Genomic DNA, 21788 nt, shown 5'->3' on the forward strand with positions numbered 1-21788 from the left:
GGTTGGAAGGTGGCGCCGTCGAAGCGGCGCCCTTGGGACGGCATCTGGCGGTTACACCTGCCTCAGGCGGCCGCGCCTGCCTCGCTGGCATGCTCGCCCAGCATCGTCTTGGCGTAGATGATGCCCAGGCCGTAAGCGCCGCCGTACTTCCTGGCGATGCCGGTGGTCAGATCGTAGGTTTCCGAGCGGGCCCAGTCGCGCTGAAGCTCCAGCAAATATTGCAGCGACGTCATCGGCCGGGCGCCGGCCTGGATCATGCGGTCGACGGCGCGTTCATGCGCTTCCTTGGAGACATCTCCGCAAGCGTCGGTGATGACATAGACTTCAAATCCCTGGTCGAGCGCCGAAAGCGCAGGGCCGACGATGCAGACGGAGGTCCACAGGCCGGCAAGGACGAGCCGGCTCTTGCCGATCTCGTTCACGCGCCTGATGACGGCCTTGTCTTCCCAGGTGTTCATGCTTGTCCGGTCGAGCATCGCCTGTCCGGGGAAGGCCTCGCTTATCTCGTCGAACATCGGGCCGGAGAAGCTCTTCTCCGCGACCGTCGTGAGGATGGTTGGCACGCTGAAGCCTGCCGCGGCATGAGCAACCAATGCCGCATTGGTTCTCAGCGTGATCGCGTCGATCGAATGGGTGGCGAAAGCCATCTGTGACTGGAAGTCGATGAGGATCAGCGTATGGTCCTTCGGCGAAATCAAGCCTCTGGCGGGAACGGGGGTTGCATTCGGCATTAACGTCTCGCTCCTTCGATTCGGGATTGTGCCTGAAAGCTAGATTGAACGGCGGCATATGAACAGTAGTGACCGGAAAGTAACCATGGATCAAAGCAACAATATAAGAGAAGATAGTATTGATGGCAAAAATACCGGGTGCGTTCTGGATGATTTTCTTAATTTTCTTGCGCAGCGGTGGATGAGTCACATTATCTGGACCTTGGGTCGTCATGAGGCGATCCGGTTCGGCGCCTTGCGCCGCGCGCTTCCCGGGGACATCTCGGCGCGTGTTCTGTCTCAAAGACTGAAGGCGCTCGAAGACGAGGGGCTGGTCGTCAGACGGGACTTCGGCACCATGCCGCTGCATGTGGAATACAGCTTGACGTCGAAAGGGCGCGCGCTTGACGCCGAGCTTCAGCGCAACGAGGCGCGCGTGCGATCCCTGGACGCCGCCAGTTGACGACGCGCCGGCCGCACTGGCTCGGAAATCGGATCTGATTTGTCGGAAAGCCGGCTACGCAGAGCCAAACGATGCAGCGTCAGTCGCGCGTTCGAAAAGACGCGGCCAAGTTCTACGCTGAGAGGCTCGCCGTCAGCAGAGTGAGGCCGAGCAGCATCACCAGGGCGGCGCCGCCGATCTCGATCATGGCATGGATGCGGTTGCCGGCGCGGCCGTCGCCCGCGGCAGCCACCGCCCAGTTCTTGGCCGTTACCGCAAGCGTGGCAAGAACCGAGACGGTCAGTGCGGTCCCCAGCGCCATGGCGAAGACCGACAGGATGCCGCCGGCCCACAGTCCGTTGAGGAAAGCGAAGGTGAGCACGATGAGCGCGCCCGAGCAGGGCCTGATGCCGACCGCGGCGACGGCCGACCATGCCGTCTTCCATTCGAAACGATCGCCGCCAAGCAGCGCCGGATCCGGCGCGTGCGAATGACCGCAGGTCGCGCAGACCTCGCCCGGCCCATGGGCGTGCGCATGGGCGTGGCCGTGATGGTGGTGATCGTGATGTTGGTGTTCATGGCCGTGGTGGCCGTGGCCATGGTGGTCGTGGCCGCACTGGGAATGATCGTGGGCATGACCGTATCCATGGTGACCGGCATGGGAATGCGCATGGGCATGGGCGGCCGACAGGCTACGCACCGGTGCGCCGCCGAAGCGCGCGGCAACCAGCGGACCGGCTTTGCGCCAAAGCAGCCAGGCGCCGAAGACGGCGATCAGCGCATAGCTCGCCACCTCGAGCGTCCATGTCGCCCTGGTCATGGAGATCGACGTGCCGCGCAGCACCAGGAAGAGCAGCGCCATGATGACGATGGCGGTTATCGCCTGCAGGAAGGCCGAGACGAAGGAGAGCATGATGCCGCGCCGCAGGGCCACTTCGTTGGCCAGCATGTAGGACGAGATCACCGCCTTGCCGTGGCCGGGGCCGGCCGCGTGGAAGATGCCGTAGACGAAGGAGAGGCCGACCAGCATCCAGAGCTGGCTGCCGTCCTGGCGCATCGCCTTCAGCGCGCCGGTGAGCGAACGGTAGAATGCCTGCTGCTGGACATTGATCCAGTTCAGCCAGCCCGCGAACATTCCGGTCGATGGCAGCGTCGCCTCGCTGGTGCCGATGCCGAGCGAACTCTGGGCATGGGCGAGACCAAGGAAATGGGTGAAGACATAGGCTGCGACGAGGAAGCCGAGAACCGTGCGGATGCTTGTCTTGCTCACGGGGCCTATCCTTGGCAGGTGAGTTCCAGCTTGGTGGCGAAGATCTTCGACATATCCGTTCCGGCCGGATCGTTGAAGAACTGCTCGGTCAGCGTCGCCTGGTTCTGGGCGAGCGCCTCGTCGGGATCGGGTCTGATGACGGACCGGCTGCAGCCGGCAGGCAGGTCGGCAACCGCCATGTTGGTGTCCTCGGTAAAGTCGATCGCCGTGTAGAAGGTCGGATCATAGACGCCGAAATCGACCTTGCCGGTGAGCTTCAGCGGCGCCTTCGGCTCCGATTCGAACAGCACGATCAACTGGTCCTGCTCGTAATTGACCATCAGGGCCGGCGGCGGCTTCATCGCCACGTCCTTCCCGTCGAGAGTCACCACCTGGAAGTAGTTGTATTCGGCGAGCGAGGCGTGGATCGTTGAGGCGATCTCCTGCAGTTCAGCGTCGTCGAGCTTGAGATCGGCGTTCTTGTCGAATTCCATCAGCACCGTGCTGGAGAAGACGTCGTCGAAGCGCCACAGGTGGCGCAGCGATTTCACCGTCCGGTCGGAATTGAGCATCACCTCGAGCCGAGCCTCGGCAAAGACGTGCGGATGAACGCTCGCCGGCACGGTCGACGTCAGGAGCGCAACGAGGGCGGTCGCTGGAATCGCTCGTCGTCCTTTCAGTTGCATGCCGATTTGTCCCCACGGATTGGAGTTGCCACAGTTAGCACAAAACCGGCGAAATTGGGACCGCACCATGACGAGGCGATCACATCTGATCGCGGGTCTTGAACCATTGCACCAGGAAGTCGACGAACACGCGCACCTTGGCCGGCAGGTATCGGCGGTGCGGATAGACCGCAAAAATGCCGCCTCCGGTCAGGACGCGATCATGCAGCACCGTCACCAGGCGCCCGGCCTCGACCTCGGGCGCCGCGATGAAGTCGGGCAGGATGGCGAAACCGAGACCGGCGAGCGCAGCCGCACGTGAGGCGAGCGGGCTGTTCACCTCGATCGGGCCGGCGACCGAGACGCTGAACGTCTCGCCCGAATCGCCCTTGAACGGCCAGTTGGAGAGCCAGCGGCCATTGGTGTCGATGATGCAGGGCAAGGCGGCGAGCTGCTGCGGGCGCTCGGGCAGGCCGTGCTTCTCGATGAGCTCGGGCGACGCGCACACGACCACCGAGAACGGCGAGAGCCGCCGTGCGATGAGCGAGGAATTCTCCAGGCGCGAGATGCGGATCGCCAGGTCGAAACCTTCCTCGACCAGATCGACGAACCGGTCGTCGAGGTCGATCTCCAGCACGATGTCAGGATATTCCTTGGCGAAGTCTATCAGCGATTGCCCGATCGGCGCGTCGGCGAAGGTGCGCGGCGCCGATAGCTTGATGCGGCCGCGCACGTCGCCCGAGGATTCGCGCACCGCATCGGCCAGGGTATCGATCTCCCGCAGGATCTCGGAGGCGCGCCGATAGTAGGTGTGGCCCGCCTCGGTCAGCGAGAACTGGCGGGTCGTACGGTTGAGCAGCAGCGCGCCGAGTTCGTCCTCGAGCTCGCGCACATATTTGGACAGCAGCGCCTTCGAGCGGCCGATCCTGCGCGCCGCGGCCGAAAAGCCTTCGGCTTCGACCACGTCGATGAAGGCGCGCATGCGGGTCAAGGTGTCCATGTGAAATCAGCCGCCCTTCGCTCTTTCGAGAAGCTTCCTGCCGAGGCGGATCAGCGCGATGTCGCTGCCGGCGGGACCGAGCAGCGACAGGCCGAAAGGCGCACCCTGGACCTTGCCGAGCGGCAGGGTGATCTGCGGGAAGCCGGATAGTCCCGAGAGGCAGAGCATGCGCAGCGCCTGCTCGCGATAGGCCTGTGTCGTCTCGAAGCCCGACGCCTTGAGCGGCGCGGCTCCCGGCACGGTCGGCAGGACGAGCACGCCGTCGGCACCGAGCAGGGCCTCCAGCTCCGCCCGAAAGACCAGCCGGCGCACCGTCTCGGCCTTGACCGTCTTGTCCCCGATGCCGGCTCCGAATTCGAAGCGTTCCTTGACCCCTGGCCCCAGGCGCCGGTCCGCCGCCGATATCCAGGCGCCGTGGGCGGCCCAGGCCTCGTGCGACTGGAGACGGCGGAAGCACCAATAGAGCTCGTCGACGGTCGAGGTGAAGGGCCAGGGCGTTTCCTGGACCGCACCGGCGAAGGCCCCTATCCGCCGGTATTCGGCCCTCTCTTCCGGGCCGGCAAGCAGTGCTTCCTGGTCGGGCAGGGTGAGAGCCCGGGCAAGCGAAGCGCGGGCCGGATCGCGACCAAGCAGCAGCTTGCCCACGGTCTCATAGACCTCGATGTCCTCGGCGAACCAGCCGAAGGTGTCGAGGCTCGGCGCGAGCGGCATCGCGCCCTCCAGGGAAATGCGGCCATGCGTCGAGCGCAGGCCGATCAGCCCGCAGAAGCTGGCCGGCGCGCGGATGGACCCGCCGGTGTCCGAACCGACGGCGATCGCGGCGAGCCCGGCGGCGACGGCGGCGGCCGAGCCGGAGGACGAGCCGCCGGTCACCCGGTCCGGGGCGGCCGCATTCACCGGGCTCGGGAAATGCGCGTTGAGCCCCATCATCGAGAAAGCCAGTTCGTCAGTCTGGGTCTTGCCGACGAATCGCGCCCCGGCGTCGAGAAGCGTCTGCACCGCAGGCGCCGTCCGCGTCGCCGGCCGAGCCTCCGCGAACTTGTCGGGATTGCCGCAACCGGTCCTGTAGCCGGCCACGTCGAATATATCCTTCACGGCCAGCGAAAGCCGTGCCAGCGGGCCGGATTGCGCATTGGGAACAGCCACTTGGCTGTAACCGAGGAAAGCGTTGAAGCTGTTGGCGCCGCCAGCCATCGTTCAGAATCCGGATACGATTGCGAGAGCATTGTTCGCAGGACGGATTTTTTCAAGCGGCGTCGCGATTTTAATTGATTGTGACGGTCGACCCTCCTATATCCCCCCTTGCCCAAAGTCGCACGTGCCTGTGGGCGTCCCCCGACCCTCGAATGGCGAGGTCATCGGGACGGTACCCGGGAGTTAACGAGCCCGGTCGGTTAAGCGGCCAACCGCATAGCCGAGGACGCCTTGAAGCAACGACGGTGCGGGCCTTTCTGGTGTCTGCCGGTCGTCCATAGACCGGGGTTACTGAAGAGGCACACCTTCATTGCCGGCAGTGCGGAGCGGGTTTCCCAATCCAAGCCAAGGCAGACAAAGCGAGCTTCAGCCGCGAAGGCTTTTGCTCATCGCCGTGTGGTCACGCGTTCATGGTTCCGGTGTCTCCACCGACTGGCACCATGGGCATGCGACCGCGACCTTTGTCCAACTGCGTGTTCGCGAGGCCGACTGCCCGCGCAACCGCTGCCTGTTTGCGCGCCCGAATGGGCGTGATTGGAGAGACCCGATGGCCACGCAGCGCATCCTCGATTTCCTCGCCGCCCGACGTCCGAACGGCCCCTGCCTCATCGTCGACCTCGATGTCGTGCGCGACAATTTCCGCGCCTTCGAGAAAGCGCTTCCGGATTCCCGGATCTACTATGCGGTGAAAGCCAATCCCGCGCCCGAGATCCTGCGGCTGCTGGCCTCGATGGGCTCCTGCTTCGACACCGCCTCGGTCGCCGAGATCGAGATGGCGATGGATGCCGGCGCGACCGCAGACCGCATCTCCTACGGCAACACCATCAAGAAGGAGCGCGACGTGGCGCGCGCCTACCAGCTCGGCATCCGTCTCTTCGCCGTCGACAGCGTCGAGGAGGTGGAGAAGGTCGCGCGCGCCGCTCCCGGCGCCCGCGTTTTCTGCCGGGTGTTGACCGACGGCGCCGGCGCCGAGTGGCCGCTGTCGCGCAAGTTCGGCTGCGTGCCTGATATGGCCGTCGACGTGCTGCGCCATGCCCGGACGCTCGGGCTCGACGCCTATGGCGTGTCCTTCCATGTCGGCTCCCAGCAGTGCGATCTGTCGGCCTGGGACCGCGCGCTGGGCGATGCCAAGGCGGTCTTCGCGGCGCTTGCCGAGGAGGGCATCGTGCTCGGCATGGTCAATATGGGCGGTGGCTTCCCCACGCGTTACCTGAAGGACGTGCCGGTGGCGCAGGCCTACGGCCAGGCGATCTTCAGCGCGCTGCGCAAGCACTTCGGCAACAACATCCCGGAGACCATCATCGAGCCGGGCCGCGGCATGGTCGGCAATGCGGGCGTCATCAAGTCGGAAGTCGTGCTGATCTCCAGGAAGGCCGACAACGATAATGTGCGCTGGGTCTATCTCGACATCGGCAAGTTCGGCGGCCTCGCCGAGACGATGGACGAGGCGATCCGCTACCCGATCGTGACCCCGCGCGACGGCGACGTCGTGGCGCCTTGCGTGCTGGCCGGTCCGACCTGCGACTCGGCCGACGTGATGTACGAGAAGACGCCCTATCCGCTGCCCGTTTCGCTGACCATCGGCGACGAGGTCCTGATCGAGGGGACGGGCGCCTACACGACGACCTACGCCTCGGTCGCCTTCAACGGCTTCGAGCCGCTCCGATCCTACGTGATCTGACGGCTCGGGCGCGTCGGCCGGAACCGGTTCCGACGCGCACCCGCCAAACGGCTTTCCGATGGGAATCCGCTTGGGCCGTCAGATCCCCGCAGCGCGCGGCTTTTCGCGCGCGGCGGCTCGCTCGTGGACAAATCTCCGCTGGTGAAGGATCGCGGAAAATGGACAAATCGCTTCTCTCGTCGCCCTCCGGCGACATCGTCCCCGACGCATCGGCCGTCGTCATCGTCGCCGAGACCGCGGCCGACATGCTGGCGCGCGAGTCTCTGCTCGACCGTGCCATGGGTTCCGGCCGCAAGCGCAAGTCGTCGGAGAAGTTGCGTCGCGGCCGCAGGCCGTCGGAAGGCCTCGCCTTTGCCGCGCGTGACGCGTCGGGTGCGCTCATCGGCACTGTGCGGCTGTGGGACGTCAGGCTGGGCGAGCATGGCGGCAAGGCGCTTCTGCTCGGCCCGCTGGCGGTCGATCCCGACTTGAAGGGCGCCGGCCTCGGCTCGGCACTGATGCGTCATTCGATAGAGGAGGCAAGGAGGCTCGGGCACCGGGCGATCCTGCTCGTGGGTGACGCGCCCTACTACGAGCGCTTCGGTTTCTCGGCCGAAAAGACGGGAGGCGTCGCCATGCCCGGCCCCTACGAGCGCCACCGTTTCCTGGGGCTGGAACTGCAGCCGGGCGCGCTCGACGGTGCGGAAGGCGTGCTCAGGGCGAGTGGCCGCCGGACGAGACGCCGCGCCGCCTGGCTCGCAGCCTGAAGGCACGAAGGAAGACGGCCCCAAGATCTCCGATCTTCGGGCCGTCGGTCGAACCGCCAATTGACTTTCTTGTCAGCCGCCGGCGCGGCGCGGCTGAGGTTCGGGCTGGATTATCTCGCCGGCCGGGTTGTCCGTGCCGCCTGTGCCCGTACGGCGTCGTGCGCATTCCACCCGGTTCGGCGTTGCCGCGCAGTCCACGGTTTGCGGACGCGACGGCCGGGGCTCCTCCCTCGGACGCGAAGGACGAGGTTCTTCACGGGGTGGCCGTGGACGGTAGTCGCCGCGCGGCTCTTCGCGCACCGGCCTCGGACGATACTCACCACGCGGTTCCTCGCGCGGTGGGCGTGGGCGGTAGTGGTCGCCGCCGGGATAGCGCGGCCGAGGCTCGTAGTAATCCGGACGAGGCTCGTAGCGAGGGTATCGCGGCCGCGGCTCGTAGCGCGGGGAATACTCGTAGTCGCCTGGCCCTGGCCCGTAGATCGGTGCGTCCCAATCCGGCCCGTCGTAACGTTCCTCGACGCAGCCGGCGAGAAAGGCTGCGCAGGCGATAACCGCCATGGATATGGCCCGGCTTCTGACTGTCATGAATGTTCCTGTGGAACGATTGCTGCAGCCCGATCTCATGCATCAGGATTGCGCCTGCATTGCGCCGAAGCGCTTGTCGGCGCAACAAAAAGCCCGGAGTCGATCCGGGCTTTCCGTGCTCAGGGGTGCTGGCTGCTCAGAGCAACTGGCTCAATGCCATGGCGACGCTCATGTCGCCCTCGACCTTGATCTTGCCGCTCATGAAGGCCATGGTCGGATTGAGGTCACCGGCGATCAGCGCCTCGAAATCCTCCAGCGACAACTTGATCGTGCAGTCGGCCGGCGCATCCGTCGTCGACACGCCGGCGCCGTCGATCACGATCACCCCATCGGCGCCGGTGTCGAATTTCACCGAACGTTCGAAACCAGCGCTGGCGACGCGTTCCTTGAGCTTCTCGGCAATGTCCTGGATGGCCATGATCGTTCCTGTCCTTCTGATTGTTCCCGACCGATTTGCGCGATCGCCCGACTCTAAGCAGGTTTGCGTGGCTTCGCCCACGCCAAACCTGGTTAGCCTATCCTCTTGCCGCAGGTTCTTATCGGAGAATCGCAGAACACTTTTCCGAAACCTGCTTAGCGCGAGCGTGTGACAAGGACAAATCCGTCCTCGGCAGCAACCGGTGCCGGCATATAGCGGCGGATTGACGTTTACGTCAACGTGATTTAGCGTCCCGGACCAAGAGGAGACTGCGTCATATGGGTTACAGGAGCGTCCTGCGTGACGGCTGCTTCGGCGGCGAGGTGCATGTCGTCACCGGCGGCGGCAGCGGAATCGGGCGCTGTATCGCGCATGAACTCGCCAGTCTCGGCGCCCATGTCGTGATCACCGGCCGGAAGCAGGAGAAACTCGACCGCGTCCTTGCCGAGATCGTGGAGGACGGCGGCAGCGCGGAAGCCCATGCCTTCGACATACGAGACGAGGAAGCGGTGAAGGCGGCCGTCGGCGCGATCGTCGGCCGGAACGGCCGCATCCACGGGCTGGTCAACAATGCCGGAGGCCAGTTTCCGGCGCCGCTCGCCGCCATCTCCAGGAAGGGCTTCGAGGCAGTGGTCGCCAACAATCTGACGGGCGGTTTCCTCGTCATGCGCGAGGTCTTCCTCCAGTCGATGGAGCGTCATGGCGGAGCTGTCGTCAACATGGCCGCCGATATGTGGCGCGGCATGCCCGGCATGGCGCATTCGGGCGCAGCGCGCGCCGGCATGGTCAATCTGACGAAGTCGGCCGCCTATGAGTGGGCGCCCGCCGGCGTCCGCGTCAATTGCGTCGCGCCGGGTTGGATCGCGTCCTCGGGCATGGACACCTATGGCGGCATGACGCGGACGCTCATTCCGCAACTGAAGAGCCATGTGCCGCTCGGCCGGATCGGCGTCGAGGCGGAAGTGTCTTCCGTCGTCTGCTTCCTGCTGTCGCCGGCGGCCTCCTTCGTGACCGGCGTGACCGTTCCGATCGACGGCGGCGGGCCGCTCGGCTCGGCGCTGTTCCCGATCGGCAAGGGCAGAAGCACCGCGCCCTTTGACGGTTTTCACCGAGCTGTCGTGCCCGAGGTGCTCTCCGGCGAGGACAAGGGCTGATGCCTGTCATCGCCAGCGCGCTCGATCCGCGTTCGCCGAGCTTCCAGGCCAATGCCGAGGCGATGGCCTCGAAGCTGGCAAGGGTGCGGACACTCGAAGACGCGGTGCGGCGCAACTCGGCCTCCAGGAAGGCGCGCTTCGAGGAGAGGGGCCAGATCCTGCCGCGCGAGCGGGTCGAAAGGCTGCTCGATCGCGGCGCGCCGTTCCTCGAGCTTTCGCCGCTCGCCGGCTACAGGATGCATGACGACGACGGCGGCAAGAACATCATGGGAGGCGGCACCATCGCCGGCATCGGTGTCGTTTCCGGGACCCGGTGTATCGTTTCGGCGTCGGACAGCGCCATCAAGGGCGGCACCATCCCGCCAATGGGATTGAAGAAGGCGCTGCGCCTGCATGAGATCGCCTTCGAGAACGGCCTGCCGCTCATCTACCTGGTGGAAAGCGGCGGCGCGAACCTGCTCTACCAGTCGGAAATGTTCGTAGAGGGCGGGCGGGCATTCGCCAACCAGGCGCGGCTGTCGGCATCAGGTATCCCGCAGATCGCCATCGTGCATGGCTCGTCGACCGCGGGCGGCGCCTATCTGCCCGGACTGTCGGATTATGTCGTGCTGGTTCGCGGCCGCTCCAGGATCTTCCTGGCCGGGCCGCCGCTGGTCAAGGCCGCGATCGGCGAGGATGCCGAGGACGAGGATCTCGGCGGCGCCGATATACATGGCCGGGTCACCGGGCTCGGCGAATATGTCGCCGAGGACGATCTGCAGGCCGTCGCCATCGGTCGCGAGATCATGCGCAATCTCGATTGGGACCGGCTCGAGGCTCGGGCGGCGGGCAGGGCGCCGCTTCACGACGCCGAGGAGCTTCTGGGTCTCGTGCCCGCCGACGACAAGGCTCCCTTCGATATGAAGGAGATCGTCGCCCGCATCGTCGACGGCTCGGAGTGGCTGGAGTTCAAGGCGGAATACGCGCCCGACACGCTGTGTGGCCATGCCGCGATCGACGGCCACCGGGTCGGCATCGTCGCCAACAATGGCCCGATCATGCCCGGCGGATCGGTGAAGGCGGCACAGTTCATCCAACTCTGCGACCAGGCCGGCACGCCGCTTGTCTTCCTGCAGAACACGACGGGCTACATGGTCGGAACCGCCGCCGAGCGCGAAGGGGCGATCAAGCACGGATCGAAGATGATCCAGGCGGTCGCCAACGCCCGTGTGCCCAAATTCACCATCGTCGTCGGCGGTTCCTATGGCGCGGGCAATTACGGCATGTGCGGGCGGGGCTTCTCGCCGCGCTTCATCTTCTCCTGGCCCTCGGCCCGAACGGCGGTGATGGGCGGCGAGCAGGCCGCCAAGGTGATGGAGATCGTCGCGCGCGGCAAGTTGGCGCGCGACGGCTCGGCGGTCGACGAGGCGGCGCTGGAGAAGAGCTCGCGGCAGATCAAAGCGGGCGTGGAGGCGCAGTCCGATGCGCTGTTCGCGACGGCGCGGCTATGGGACGACGGCATCATCGATCCGCGCGACACCCGCGCGATCCTGGCGCTCTGCCTTAGCATCGCGGCCGAAGGTGCGCGCAGGCGACTGCGGCCGAACAGCTTTGGCGTGGCGCGGATGTAGGTGGATGGTGGCGAGTACCCCTCATCCGACCGCGCTTTCGCGCGGCCACCTTCTCCCACAAGGGGAGAAGGGAGTGCTGCAGCTGCCCCCCGGCCGATCGCAGACGTTGACGATTTGCAGAGCAGGTGAAGCCAGGCTCCGGCCTTCTCCCCTTGTGGGAGAAGGTGGCCTCGCCCGTGAGGGCGAGGTCGGATGAGGGGTTTAGCACTGACCCGGGAGGAGAAATCGATGCAGTTCACGTCGGAACATGAGGAGCTTCGCAGGACGGTCGCGAGATTCGTCGAGACGGAGCTCAACCCTTACGTCGACGCCTGGGAGGAGGCGGAACAGTTCCCCTCGCACGAGGTGTTCAAGAAGCTCGGCGATCTCGGCCTGCTCGGCATCAAATACGATCCGGCCTATGGTGGGCTCGGCCTCGACTTCTCCTACTCCATGGTGATGGCGGAGGAACTGGGCCTGGTGAATTGCGGTGGCGTGCCGATGGCGATCGGCGTGCATACCGACATGTCGACGCCGGCGCTCAACCGCTTCGGCTCCGACCATGTGAAGCGCAACTTCCTTGCTCCGTCGATCGCGGGCGACGTCGTCAGCTGCCTCGGCGTTTCGGAACCGGGCGGCGGCTCCGACGTCGCCGCGATCCGCACGACCGCCCGCAAGGACGGCGACGATTATGTGATCTCCGGCACCAAGATGTGGATCACCAGCGGCATGCAGGCCGACTGGTGCTGCCTGCTTGCCAATACGTCGGAGGGCCAAGTCCACCAGAACAAGTCGCTGATCGCCGTGCCGATGGACGCCAGGGGCATCACCCGCAGCAAGATCCGCAAGATCGGCATGAATTCGTCCGACACGGCGCAGCTCTTCTTCGACGAGGTGCGGGTGCCGCGCCGGAACCTGATCGGCGAGGAGGGCATGGGCTTCACCATGCAGATGATGCAGTTCCAGGAGGAGCGCCTCTATGCGGCGGCGAGTTCGCTGAAGGGGCTCGACCGCATGATCGATCTGACCATCGAATACACCGGCCAGCGCCAGTCCTTCGGCAAGCCGGTGCTCGACAACCAGGCGGTGCATTTCCGGCTGGCGGAACTGCGCACCGAGGTCGAGGCTCTGCGCGCGCTCACCTGGAGCGCCATCGAGCAATATGTGGCGGGCGGGGACGTCACCCGGCTCGCCTCGATGGCGAAGCTGAAATGCGGGCGCCTGGTGCGCGAGACATCCGATGCCTGTCTGCAATATTGGGGCGGCATGGGCTTCACATGGGACAATCCGGTGAGCCGGGCCTATCGCGACACGCGCCTGGTGTCGATCGGCGGCGGCGCCGACGAGGTGATGCTCGGCATCATCTGCAAACTCGAGGGCACGCTGCCGGGAATGTCGAACAAGAAGCGCGCGGCGAAATCGGAGCAATGACGGTCCGCAAGCTGCTGATCGCCAATCGCGGCGAGATCGCCTGCCGCGTGATGCGTACCGCGCGACGGATGGGCATCGCGACAGTGGCCGTCTACAGCGACGCCGACCGCGACGCGCTGCATGTGGCCACGGCTGACGAGGCCGTCCGCATCGGCGGCGACATGCCGCGGCAATCCTATCTAGATATAGGCGCGGTGATCGCCGCGGCTCGCCAGGCCGGGGCGGATGCGGTGCATCCGGGCTACGGCTTCCTGTCGGAGAATGCCGACTTCGCCGAAGCATGCCTGGCAGCCGGCCTCACCTTCGTGGGACCGTCGCCGACGGCGATCCGAGCCATGGGCGACAAGGCCCGCGCGAAGGCGCTGGTGGAAAAGGCCGGCGTTCCGGTCGTGCCGGGCTATGCGGCCGACGACCAGTCCGCGGAGCGGCTCGCCGTAGAGGCCGATCGCATCGGCTACCCGCTGCTGATCAAGGCGGCGGCCGGCGGCGGGGGGCGCGGCATGCGCCAGGTCATGAAGGCTGCGGATCTCCCCGCGGCAATCATTGGCGCACGCAGCGAGGCCGAGAACGCCTTCGGTGACGGAAGCCTGCTTCTGGAGCGCCTGGTCGTCGAGGCACGGCACGTCGAAATCCAGGTCTTCGGCGACAGCAAGGGGAACTGCATCCATCTCGGCGAGCGCGATTGCTCCACGCAACGCCGTCACCAGAAGGTGGTCGAGGAGGCGCCGTCGCCGGCCGTCGACGCAGCGTTGCGCGCGGCGCTCGGCGCCGACGCGGTCAAGGCGGCGCGCGCGGTCGACTACTGTGGCGCCGGTACCGTCGAGTTCATCGTCGGGCCGGACGGCAGCCACTTCTTCCTGGAGATGAACACGCGGCTGCAGGTCGAGCATCCGGTGACGGAGATGATCGCTGGCCTCGATCTGGTCGAATGGCAGCTGCGGGTGGCGTGTGGGGAGGAACTGCCTGCCGGGCAGGGTGACATCGCCTTGCGCGGCCACGCGATCGAAGCGCGCCTCTATGCCGAGGACCCCTATGCGGGCTTCCTGCCGCAGACCGGCGAGATCCTGCACTGGCGGCCGGCCGAGATCGAGCGGCTTGATGGCATCAGGGTGGATTGCGGCGTCAGGGAAGGTGACTTCGTGACGCCCTTCTACGACGCGATGCTGGCGAAGATTGTCGCCCACGGGCGCGACCGCGACGAAGCCACGGCCCGGCTGCGTCAGGCGCTGCGCCGCGCACCGCTCATCGGCCCCGGCACCAACCGGACGTTCCTCGTCGATCTGCTCGGTACTGACGAATTCGTCGCCGGGGCGGTGACCACCGGACTGCTCGACCGATGGGTCGCAGACGGCGCGGCGATGCTTGCCGCGCCTGTCCCGACGCCGGAGGACTTCGCCCTTGCCGCCGCGATTTTGGCGCTCGCTTCGGGCGGCGGCTGGTTCCGCTCGACCGGCGTTGCGGAATGCCCGATCACGCTGCGGTGCGGTGATCTCAGCCGGGAAACCGTGGTCCGCTTCGAACGGGGAAGGCTGGCTGCGATCCTTGTCGACGGCGTCGAGGCTGGGATCGGCGACCTTCGGCTTGCGCTGCCTCAGATTCGCTATACGCATGGCGGCCTCGCGCGAAACTCGCTGGCGCTCGTTGGCAGCGATGGGCTCCGGCTCGACCGCGACGGCCGCACCTTCCATTTCACCGAGCCCGACCGTCTCGCGGCCCGCGCGGCGGCGGCCGACCCCTCGCGCGTCGTCTCGCCTGTCTCCGGGCTGGTGCGCGCGGTCGCTGTTCAGCCGGGCGATGCCGTGTCTGCCGGACAGATGCTGGTCGTCGTCGAAGCGATGAAGATGGAGACGACGCTGCCGGCGCAAGGGGCTGGCACAGTCCGCGCCGTCCATGTCGCGGCCGGCGAGCAGACAAGGGCCGGCGATCTTCTGATCGAGATCGCCGTTTCCTGACTTGTCTGTCGCGAATCACCGCCGGGCAGACGGATCGATGATCTTGTCCAGCAAGGCGATCAGCCGCTCCTTCTCCTCCGGGCCGCCGAGCCTTTCGACAAGGCGCTCTTCATGTTGTGCCCATATGACGGCCATCTTCTTGACGAAGCGCGTGCCTTCCGGTGTCAGATGGACCGAGTGCGAGCGGCGGTCGCTGTCGGCCTTGCGCCGTTCGGCCAGCCCGCGCCGCTCAAGCCCGTCCATCAGCGCGACGAAATTGGCGCGCTTGATGCCGAGTTGCTCGGCGATCTTGCTTTGCTTCTGCCCCGGCGTCTCCGCGATCAGAGCCAGGACCGAGAATTCGGCCGGGCGTAGCTTCATCCTGGTGAAAGCCTGCAGGAAATCCTGGAAGACGGAGAGTTGCGCGCGCCGGAGCTTGTAGCCAAGTATCTTTCGCAATGGCGGCACGCTCGGTGGCGCAGCGGCCTCGTGCGGCCGGTTCGTCTCCGGCTTGGCGTTTTTCGAGTTCCGGGCGGGGGGACGACTGATTGTGCTCACAGACATGCTGCCTCGACGCTTCTGGCGATCTTTTCATGGCACAGATCGCCGTCGCCTGCGACTGAGTCCCGTCCGTGATCGGCCGGGACGGCGCTTATGTCCCCGCGATGGAACGACATCACATATTATAACATAATATAACGTCAACTTCCAAAAGGATGCAGCATGCGCTGCGCGAGGCAGCGAGTCGCGCTTCAATGGCTGCCTGTGGCCTCCGCCGGAGCTGCCGGCGTGACGGTTGCATCGTGGCCGGCCGGACCTGCGGTGACCTGGCGCGGCGCGACGCGGCGCTGCGGGGTCTTTTCGCGAATGTCGGATTTCGGGATGTAGTCGATCTGCTCGACAAGGATCTCGTGGATGAGCTCGGAGCCGACCCGTTTGTTGATGCTGTCGCGCAAGCCGGTCTTGAAACCCTCAAGGTCGAATTTCTTCATGTCGAAATCCGGGTCGGAATAGATGTAGGAATAAACCTGGTCGAGAAGCAGGTTCTGGATCGGGATGCTGAGCTTGTTGAGATCGGCCGGCTTCGCCGTATAGACGAGTTGGGCCAGCACATAGCCGTCGACCCTGGCGTCCCGGATATGGGGGACCGAGATCATGTCGGCCTTCACATAGTCCAGGCCGCCGAAATAAGCCGGTGCGCTTTCGGCCCGCCCGGCCTGCTGGCTGGCCTGCGAGAAGGAATAGAAGACCGTGCCGACCGTGACGGCGCACAGCCAAAAAGCGGCGGCGACGAATTTGATCATGGCCGCATCGCCACCGCGAAGCCGGTCGAGGAATAGGTGCCGTCTGCTTCATGCCGTTCGATCGCGTTCTGCACGAGCGCCGCGATCTCCGACACGGCGCCGAGATGGGCGCGGATCGTCGCCTCGTTGAGGGCCAGCTTGTGGCGCAGGCGCAGGATGCCCTCCCGATCCTCCGGCCGCAGGTCGTCGGGCCCGAGACCCTTGATCGCCCGGTTCAGCTCGTAGAGATGCCTGCTCTTGCGAGCATTGGAAGCCTTGAGGTCGAAGTTGACGTCGCTGCGGATCGACTGTGTCTCGCTCTCGATCGTCTCTTCGATCCGGGCGACGACGGCGGCCAGCATATGCGGGCGCCCGCCCGGGAGCGCGGCAAGGTCGGGCCGGGCGTTCGTCTGATTCGGGGTGTCCGAGTTTTTCGACATTGCATCCGTTCTTCGTTTCGGTCGCTCCACGTGGGAGGACGCTCAGATGATTCCTCCGCGGGTTGGCATCGGCGTGTCGATGCACTGCCCGCCTCGCTCTGATTCTGCCGGCTGACTGAGGTAGGCTCCTCCGGAACCGCTCAGCTCTTTTCGCCCCAGCGCTCCGCCGTCGGATCCTCGCCGTAGGCCTTCATGACGTTGCGCTGGATCTCCTGCACCAATGCGTCCGAAAGCATGGCCTGGGTGTCCCTGGCTTCGCGCTCGGGGCCTTTCGAAACGCCCGACAGCGCGACCTTGCGGTCGCCATCCACATAGAAATCGCCGAGCACGCGGTCGGCGATGCCGATGCCGCCGCGCTCGGCCATCACATCCGAGATCCGCTCCGCCAGCATCGATTTCCACATATCGCCGGCCAAGCCCTTGCCATAGACGGACTCGCTCTGCCTGGGCAGCATGGCCTCGACGAAGTTGCGCAGCACCATGGACTCGAACTTGACGAAACTCTCCTTGCCTTTGCGCGTCGCCTCGGCTTCCGATCCCGCCTGCGTCGGCTCGCTCAGCGCGAAGGCACCGGCGCGCCGTGCCGCGCTCGCATCGGCAAGCCGGGCGCGGGCGGCCTCGATATCCGTCTTGCCCACCGCCTGGGCCACGTCGAGAACGATGTCGCTGGGAGGAGAGATTGCCAAGTCCGGGAATCCTGTGGCTGTTCGCGATAGTCGCACTATGGGTGATCAAGCTTGCCGCAGGCTTGCTAGGAAAAATGCTTATTTTTCAGTAACTTGTCGCGTGATCGTTTCCAACGCCTCCCGTTCGGCGGCTATCCTTTCCTCCTGCAGCAGCGCTTCCTGATAGTAACGCCTGACGATGTTGGCGCGCGCTGTCTCGGAAGCGATTCGACCGGCTTCCTCGCGGGCGAGGCGGTCCTTCTCGTCCTTGCGGACAAGCGCGGCGCCGATGCGCCTGGTGTAGAGATCGGCGAACACGCTGGCGACCGGCGATTGCTCCGCGGACTGAGCCATCAGAGCGTCCGCTTCCTCCCGGGCGGCGGCGGCTTCGCGCACGAGGCCTGCATGGCGAATCTCGTGTATCGCCTTCAACTGCTTCTGCAGCTCGACGAGCTGGCGAAGGCGATCTGTGCGGGACGTCATGGGTTCAGCGCCCGATCGTCATCGGCACGAAGCCGTCGGCATAAAGCCGCAGGAACGGACCGATGCCGAAATAGACGAGGACCAGGCCGGCCCCGAGCACGAAGGGCAGGGAGATGAAGTAGACCGGGATCTGCGGCGTCAGCTTGTTGACGAAGCCGATGGCGAGATTGACCAGTAGCGAATAGGCGATGAAGGGGCTGCCGAGCCTGAGCATGGCCATGAAGCTCTGCGACAGCGTGTCGGTCAGGTCGATCAACGCCGACTGCGGATTGAACAGCGTGCCCGGCGGCAGGATGCGGTAGGAGGCGAGCAAGGCCTTGACCACCTCATGGTGGAAGTCGAGCACAAACAGCAAAAGCAACGCCGAGAACGAGATCAGCGTGGCCAGCGCGGCTTGCGGCTCCGCCTCTTCGACGGCCGTGCCGCCCATGCCGTTGAAGCCCACCGTCATGGCGATCGCCGAGCCGATGAACTGCAGCGCCAGGAGATAGAGGCGCGCCAGAAGGCCGATGAGCACGCCGATCAGCAGCTCGGAGACCATCAGGATCGATACGGCGTCGAGTTCCCTGCGCGCGAAGGGCGCGATCTGGTCCCATGTGTTGGCGAGCAGCGCCATGGCAACGGCCAGGGAGACGAACAGCCTCACCTGCATCGGCACCCTGATGCTGGCGAGGCCGGGCATCACCATGAAGCAGCCGCCGATGCGGCAGAATGCCATGAAGGCGGCCAGCACGAGCTGCGCCGCGTCGAAACCGTTCACCACCCGATTCGATCCATTCCGCTTTTCAGGCGCCCGCCGCCCGAAAGTCCGAAGGTCCGTCTGTCGCCTGCGGAATGGGCCGATACGGGTGGCAAACCGTCTGAAGTCATGAAATCGCCCCGAGCACCCGGATCTCGACACCTTTGGCGATCTCGACATGACTGAGCACGGGCAGCGTCGCGAACAGGCGCTCGATGATCATGCGCACATAGGGCCGAGCGTCGGGCGCCGTCACCAGGGCGAAACGCTCGCCTGCCTCCATCTGCGCGCGGATGACCTTCGAGGCGTCCTGGCCGAATTCCTCCAGCAGCCTGGGGTCGATGTCGAACTCGCGGATCTCGCCCTTGGCGTCGCGCTTCAGGCTCTGGTGGAAGGCGAGGTCCCAGCGGTTGCCGAGCCGCAGCACCTTCAGCACGCCGCCCTCGGTCAGGTCGCCGCAGATCTGCTGTGACATGCGGATGCGGACATGTTCCACGATCTGCTCGGTACGACGGACATGCGGCGCGATCTCGGCGATGGCTTCGATGATCAGGTGCAAATTGCGGATCGACACGCGCTCGGCGAGCAGCAGCTTCAGCACAGCCTGAAGGCCGGGATAGGTGATGTGCGAGGTGCAGATCTCATCGGCGAGCTTGCGGTATTCCTGGTCCTGCCGCTCGATCAGCGCCTTCATGTCCTTGTAGGACAGGAGCTGCGGCAGGTTGTTGCGGATCACCTCGCTCAGATGCGTCAGCAGCACGGACATGTTGTCGGCGAAGGTGAAGTTGTCGCGCTTCAGGTCGTCCGCGAAGGTTTCCGGCACGGAGAAGGCGCGCATGCCGAAGGCCGGTTCGCGCACCTCTTCGCCGGGCAGGTCCGGCGGCTGGCTGGAACCCAGCAGCACCATCACCTCGCCGACGCGCATCTGGTGCTCGGCCACCACCGTGCCGTGGACCTTGATCTGATAGGTCTTGGAAGGGATGCTGAAATCGTCGGTCAGCCTCACTTCGGGCACCACGAAGCCGTATTGTGTCGCGAACTTCTTGCGCATCTTGCCCATGCGGAAGGCCAGTTCCTGATGCGAGGCGAGAAGCCTCGTCGAGAGCTGCTTGCCGATGAGAAGCTCGATCTCGGGCGTGCGCAACGAGTTCTTGATCGAGTGCTTTTCCTCTTCATCCTTGCTGGCCTGCTTCTCCTTCTCCGACCTCGCCGCTTCGGCGATGGCCTGGTCGCGGCGCAACGGGATGACGTAACCGACCGAGGCCAGCAGTGCCGCCAGTATCATGAAGGGGAAGGCCGGCAGGCCGGGCATGAGGGCCAGCAGGATGAGCAGCAGCGAAGCGACGTAGAGGGCGCGCGGATAGGCCGAGAGCTGGCCGAACACCGCCTGGTCGGCCGAGCCGCGCGTGCCGCCCTTCGACACCAGCAGGCCTGCGGCGAGCGACACCACCAGCGCGGGGATCTGCGTCACCAGGCCGTCGCCCACCGACAGCTTCACGAAGACGTCGGCCGCTTCGCCGAGGCTCATGTTGTGCCGCATATAGCCGATGGTGATGCCGCCGACGATGTTGATGGCCGTGATGATGAGGCCGGCGATCGCATCGCCGCGCACGAATTTGGAGGCGCCGTCCATGGAGCCGAAGAAGGAGCTTTCCTCCTCGAGCTCGCGGCGGCGCAGCTGTGCTTCCTTCTCGTTGATCAGCCCTGCCGAAAGGTCGGCGTCGATCGACATCTGCTTGCCGGGGATGGCATCGAGGGTGAAGCGGGCGCCGACCTCGGCGATACGGGTCGAACCCTTGGTGATGACGATGAAGTTGACGACGATGAGGATCAGGAAGACGATCAGGCCGATCACGAAGTCGCCGCTCATCACCAGCTTGGAGAAGCCGCCGATCACGTAGCCGGCCGCGTTGGTGCCTTCGTTGCCGTGCGACAGGATCACGCGGGTCGTCGCAATGTTGAGGGACAGCCTCAGCATGGTGGCGATCAGAAGCACCGTCGGAAACGAGGAGAAGTCGAGCGGGCGCGGAATCCACAGCGCCACCATCAGGATCAGCACGGAGAGAGCGATCGAGACGGCCAGGCCAACGTCGATGAGGAAAGCCGGGATCGGCAGGAACAGAACCGACAGGATGGCGAGGATGCCGATCGCGAAGCCGATGTCGCGGCCGTGCCTGCCGATCGGGGGAACAATTGTAGTGTCGGTGATCGCCATTCGACTGCTTCGCCATTTCTTGCGGAACGCACGGCGCAGAGCGCCGGCAGCCGAAACTAGCGGTCCAAGCTTGTGCGAGGATGAGGCGCGGCTTGAATCGGCTCGGCCGCAGTCAGCTCAAGGCGCGGATGCCGGTTTCACATTGGCGACGAGGAATTCGAACCGCGTATTCGCTCGGTGTGCAACCGAACCGCGAGCGAAAGGCGCGGTTGAAGTTGGAAAGATCCCTGAACCCGGCCGCCAGTGCAACCTCCGTTATGTACAGGGCCCGTCCCGCGCGGAAGGCGACGTCGATGATCTCAGCCGCAAGTCTCAACCGCCGATCGCGCAGAAGCCTTACGAAACTTGAGCCACGGGCAAGAAAATCGCGCTGAAGCTGGCGTTCGGAGATGCCGACGCGCCGTGCCAGCCACGCCAGGGAAAGCTCGGGCCGGGTGAGACTGGATTCCATTTCCCGCATCGCCAGTTCGAACCGGCTCTTGCTTGAACTCGCCATGCCGGCGTCGCAGCTTCCCGGATCTGTCGAAAAGGCAAGACGGGCAAGATCGAAGAGAAACTCGGGATCCGTGTCGGGGCGCGAGTGCCTCTCGCGAAAACACCGATGAAGCCGTCTTGCCGCCGCCGTCTTGGCGTCGAGTGCCTCGCCGATGCGGAGCCGGCCCTCCGATTCGAGCAGGATCGAGGCGCGCGGCAGGTGCAAGGACAGGATGTGGGCCGGAGTGCATTCGTAGCGCAAGGTGGCGGTTCGAGTTGAGTCCAGCAGGTAGAAGTCTCCCTGCGCGAGCGTCGCTTGTCGACCGTGCTGTTCGATGCTCGTACTGCCGGACAACTGGAGCAACAGGAACAGGTATTCCGTTTCGTCGCGGCGGATGCCGTCGTGTGTGCGGTCGATCCGGTCGATGTCGCAGGCGAGATTGGCAACGTCCAGGCCGCACATCGTAAACGCCGTGAAGTGGCCGTTTACGGTTCGCCGGCCTGGCCCGGGCACACTGTCATAGTGGCCGCAAGTCGATTTTAGATTGGCGTCCCACTCTTCGAACTGCACCTCGTCCTCCTCCCGACGTGCTGCCGTTTTCGCATATCCCCTTGCGAACACGGCATGCCGGCAGCTTACATGCCCGGCACAGCCTGAAAAGATGGACTTTCGATCATCTGGTGGCGGCCTTGG

22 protein-coding genes are annotated in these 21788 nt (G+C 65.3%); 7 read left to right on the top strand and 15 right to left on the bottom strand.

Translation table 11 applies throughout. The features are described from left to right. Positions 1–62: 62 nt before the first annotated feature. Positions 63–731: a hydrolase gene (locus JN280_RS14160; protein WP_202312984.1), complete on the bottom strand. Its 669-nt coding sequence runs from the start codon at positions 729–731 to the stop codon at positions 63–65. An 85-nt stretch (positions 732–816) separates the two neighbouring features. Between JN280_RS14160 and JN280_RS14165 the strand changes: the two genes are divergently transcribed. Beyond that, the gene (locus tag JN280_RS14165) at positions 817–1173 is read left to right on the top strand and encodes a winged helix-turn-helix transcriptional regulator (protein WP_202312986.1); all 357 of its coding nucleotides are present in this window, start codon (positions 817–819) and stop codon (positions 1171–1173) included. A 112-nt stretch (positions 1174–1285) separates the two neighbouring features. On the opposite strand, the gene JN280_RS14170 is transcribed toward JN280_RS14165, so the two are convergent. The 4 genes from JN280_RS14170 to JN280_RS14185 form a co-directional block, all read right to left on the bottom strand. Next, positions 1286–2422 (bottom strand): nickel/cobalt transporter, encoded by a 1137-nt coding sequence (locus tag JN280_RS14170; protein ID WP_202312988.1) that lies wholly within the window; start codon positions 2420–2422, stop codon positions 1286–1288. Positions 2423–2427: 5 nt separating this feature from the next. Beyond that, positions 2428–3087 (bottom strand): DUF1007 family protein, encoded by a 660-nt coding sequence (locus JN280_RS14175; protein WP_202312990.1) that lies wholly within the window; start codon positions 3085–3087, stop codon positions 2428–2430. A gap of 79 nt (positions 3088–3166) precedes the next feature. After that, positions 3167–4066: a LysR family transcriptional regulator gene (locus tag JN280_RS14180; RefSeq protein WP_202312992.1), complete on the bottom strand. Its 900-nt coding sequence runs from the start codon at positions 4064–4066 to the stop codon at positions 3167–3169. Between the two features lie 6 nt (positions 4067–4072). Further along, on the bottom strand, positions 4073–5260 hold the full coding sequence (locus tag JN280_RS14185; protein WP_202312994.1) for an amidase: 1188 nt from the start codon (positions 5258–5260) through the stop codon (positions 4073–4075). 547 nt (positions 5261–5807) lie between these two features. Between JN280_RS14185 and odc2 the strand changes: the two genes are divergently transcribed. Both odc2 and JN280_RS14195 read left to right on the top strand, forming a co-directional pair. Then, a complete protein-coding gene (gene odc2 / locus JN280_RS14190) occupies positions 5808–6941 on the top strand; it encodes an ornithine/lysine decarboxylase (RefSeq protein ID WP_202312996.1) in 1134 nt (377 codons plus the stop codon). Positions 6942–7099: 158 nt separating this feature from the next. Beyond that, positions 7100–7687: a GNAT family N-acetyltransferase gene (locus tag JN280_RS14195; RefSeq protein ID WP_202312997.1), complete on the top strand. Its 588-nt coding sequence runs from the start codon at positions 7100–7102 to the stop codon at positions 7685–7687. A 72-nt stretch (positions 7688–7759) separates the two neighbouring features. Here the strand turns inward: JN280_RS14195 and JN280_RS14200 are convergent, their stop codons facing one another. Then, complete coding sequence (locus JN280_RS14200; protein WP_202312998.1) at positions 7760–8272, bottom strand: hypothetical protein; 513 nt, start codon at positions 8270–8272, stop codon at positions 7760–7762. 136 nt (positions 8273–8408) lie between these two features. Further along, complete coding sequence (locus JN280_RS14205) at positions 8409–8690, bottom strand: SCP2 sterol-binding domain-containing protein (RefSeq protein WP_202312999.1); 282 nt, start codon at positions 8688–8690, stop codon at positions 8409–8411. 278 nt (positions 8691–8968) lie between these two features. Between JN280_RS14205 and JN280_RS14210 the strand changes: the two genes are divergently transcribed. The 4 genes from JN280_RS14210 to JN280_RS14225 all read left to right on the top strand — a co-directional run bounded on the left by JN280_RS14210 (position 8969) and on the right by JN280_RS14225 (position 14816). Further along, a complete protein-coding gene (locus JN280_RS14210; protein WP_244743315.1) occupies positions 8969–9844 on the top strand; it encodes an SDR family oxidoreductase in 876 nt (291 codons plus the stop codon). Further along, a complete protein-coding gene (locus tag JN280_RS14215; protein ID WP_202313000.1) occupies positions 9844–11454 on the top strand; it encodes an acyl-CoA carboxylase subunit beta in 1611 nt (536 codons plus the stop codon). Before JN280_RS14210 ends, JN280_RS14215 begins: the two co-directional genes overlap by 1 nt. Before the next feature lie 228 nt (positions 11455–11682). Continuing rightward, entirely contained in the window at positions 11683–12864 is a 1182-nt protein-coding gene (locus JN280_RS14220) for an acyl-CoA dehydrogenase family protein (protein ID WP_202313001.1), read from the top strand. Then, on the top strand, positions 12861–14816 hold the full coding sequence (locus JN280_RS14225; protein WP_202313002.1) for an acetyl/propionyl/methylcrotonyl-CoA carboxylase subunit alpha: 1956 nt from the start codon (positions 12861–12863) through the stop codon (positions 14814–14816). The genes JN280_RS14220 and JN280_RS14225 overlap by 4 nt, the downstream gene beginning before the upstream one ends. 15 nt (positions 14817–14831) lie before the next feature. Here JN280_RS14225 and JN280_RS14230 read toward each other — a convergent pair whose 3' ends face one another. From JN280_RS14230 to JN280_RS14265, 8 genes are all read right to left on the bottom strand, one after another. Beyond that, the gene (locus tag JN280_RS14230) at positions 14832–15263 is read right to left on the bottom strand and encodes a MarR family winged helix-turn-helix transcriptional regulator (protein ID WP_446720756.1); all 432 of its coding nucleotides are present in this window, start codon (positions 15261–15263) and stop codon (positions 14832–14834) included. A 284-nt stretch (positions 15264–15547) separates the two neighbouring features. Next, entirely contained in the window at positions 15548–16099 is a 552-nt protein-coding gene (locus JN280_RS14235; RefSeq protein WP_202313006.1) for a hypothetical protein, read from the bottom strand. Further along, positions 16096–16518, bottom strand: a complete 423-nt coding sequence (locus JN280_RS14240) for a hypothetical protein (protein WP_202313008.1) — start codon at positions 16516–16518, stop codon at positions 16096–16098. Before JN280_RS14240 ends, JN280_RS14235 begins: the two co-directional genes overlap by 4 nt. 140 nt (positions 16519–16658) lie before the next feature. Then, positions 16659–17204: a rod-binding protein gene (locus tag JN280_RS14245; protein WP_202313009.1), complete on the bottom strand. Its 546-nt coding sequence runs from the start codon at positions 17202–17204 to the stop codon at positions 16659–16661. 78 nt (positions 17205–17282) lie between these two features. Then, positions 17283–17666 (bottom strand): hypothetical protein, encoded by a 384-nt coding sequence (locus JN280_RS14250; protein ID WP_202313011.1) that lies wholly within the window; start codon positions 17664–17666, stop codon positions 17283–17285. 4 nt (positions 17667–17670) lie between these two features. After that, complete coding sequence (gene fliR / locus JN280_RS14255) at positions 17671–18384, bottom strand: flagellar biosynthetic protein FliR (RefSeq protein ID WP_244743532.1); 714 nt, start codon at positions 18382–18384, stop codon at positions 17671–17673. 148 nt (positions 18385–18532) lie between these two features. Next, positions 18533–20620 carry a flagellar biosynthesis protein FlhA gene (flhA, locus tag JN280_RS14260; RefSeq protein ID WP_202313015.1) on the bottom strand — a complete coding sequence of 696 codons (2088 nt, stop codon included), beginning with the start codon at positions 20618–20620 and terminating at the stop codon, positions 18533–18535. A gap of 112 nt (positions 20621–20732) precedes the next feature. Next, a complete protein-coding gene (locus JN280_RS14265; RefSeq protein WP_202313017.1) occupies positions 20733–21665 on the bottom strand; it encodes a helix-turn-helix domain-containing protein in 933 nt (310 codons plus the stop codon). Between the last annotated feature and the right edge of the window lie 123 nt (positions 21666–21788).

Origin of the sequence: Mesorhizobium sp. L-8-10 (assembly GCF_016756635.1) — a bacterium.
GTDB lineage: Bacteria > Pseudomonadota > Alphaproteobacteria > Rhizobiales > Rhizobiaceae.

Bases quoted from the DNA above. Each gene is read 5' to 3' on its own strand.
- JN280_RS14160 (WP_202312984.1), bottom strand. From the start codon at position 731: ATGCCGAATGCAACCCCCGTTCCCGCCAGAGGCTTGATTTCGCCGAAG.
- JN280_RS14210 (WP_244743315.1), top strand. From the start codon at position 8,969: ATGGGTTACAGGAGCGTCCTGCGTGACGGCTGCTTCGGCGGCGAGGTG.
- JN280_RS14195 (WP_202312997.1), top strand. From the start codon at position 7,100: ATGGACAAATCGCTTCTCTCGTCGCCCTCCGGCGACATCGTCCCCGAC.
- JN280_RS14175 (WP_202312990.1), bottom strand. From the start codon at position 3,087: ATGCAACTGAAAGGACGACGAGCGATTCCAGCGACCGCCCTCGTTGCG.
- JN280_RS14220 (WP_202313001.1), top strand. From the start codon at position 11,683: ATGCAGTTCACGTCGGAACATGAGGAGCTTCGCAGGACGGTCGCGAGA.
- odc2 (WP_202312996.1), top strand. From the start codon at position 5,808: ATGGCCACGCAGCGCATCCTCGATTTCCTCGCCGCCCGACGTCCGAAC.
- JN280_RS14215 (WP_202313000.1), top strand. From the start codon at position 9,844: ATGCCTGTCATCGCCAGCGCGCTCGATCCGCGTTCGCCGAGCTTCCAG.
- JN280_RS14235 (WP_202313006.1), bottom strand. From the start codon at position 16,099: ATGATCAAATTCGTCGCCGCCGCTTTTTGGCTGTGCGCCGTCACGGTC.
- JN280_RS14200 (WP_202312998.1), bottom strand. From the start codon at position 8,272: ATGACAGTCAGAAGCCGGGCCATATCCATGGCGGTTATCGCCTGCGCA.
- JN280_RS14240 (WP_202313008.1), bottom strand. From the start codon at position 16,518: ATGTCGAAAAACTCGGACACCCCGAATCAGACGAACGCCCGGCCCGAC.
- fliR (WP_244743532.1), bottom strand. From the start codon at position 18,384: ATGGCATTCTGCCGCATCGGCGGCTGCTTCATGGTGATGCCCGGCCTC.
- JN280_RS14165 (WP_202312986.1), top strand. From the start codon at position 817: ATGGATCAAAGCAACAATATAAGAGAAGATAGTATTGATGGCAAAAAT.
- flhA (WP_202313015.1), bottom strand. From the start codon at position 20,620: ATGGCGATCACCGACACTACAATTGTTCCCCCGATCGGCAGGCACGGC.
- JN280_RS14225 (WP_202313002.1), top strand. From the start codon at position 12,861: ATGACGGTCCGCAAGCTGCTGATCGCCAATCGCGGCGAGATCGCCTGC.
- JN280_RS14205 (WP_202312999.1), bottom strand. From the start codon at position 8,690: ATGGCCATCCAGGACATTGCCGAGAAGCTCAAGGAACGCGTCGCCAGC.
- JN280_RS14180 (WP_202312992.1), bottom strand. From the start codon at position 4,066: ATGGACACCTTGACCCGCATGCGCGCCTTCATCGACGTGGTCGAAGCC.
- JN280_RS14185 (WP_202312994.1), bottom strand. From the start codon at position 5,260: ATGGCTGGCGGCGCCAACAGCTTCAACGCTTTCCTCGGTTACAGCCAA.
- JN280_RS14250 (WP_202313011.1), bottom strand. From the start codon at position 17,666: ATGACGTCCCGCACAGATCGCCTTCGCCAGCTCGTCGAGCTGCAGAAG.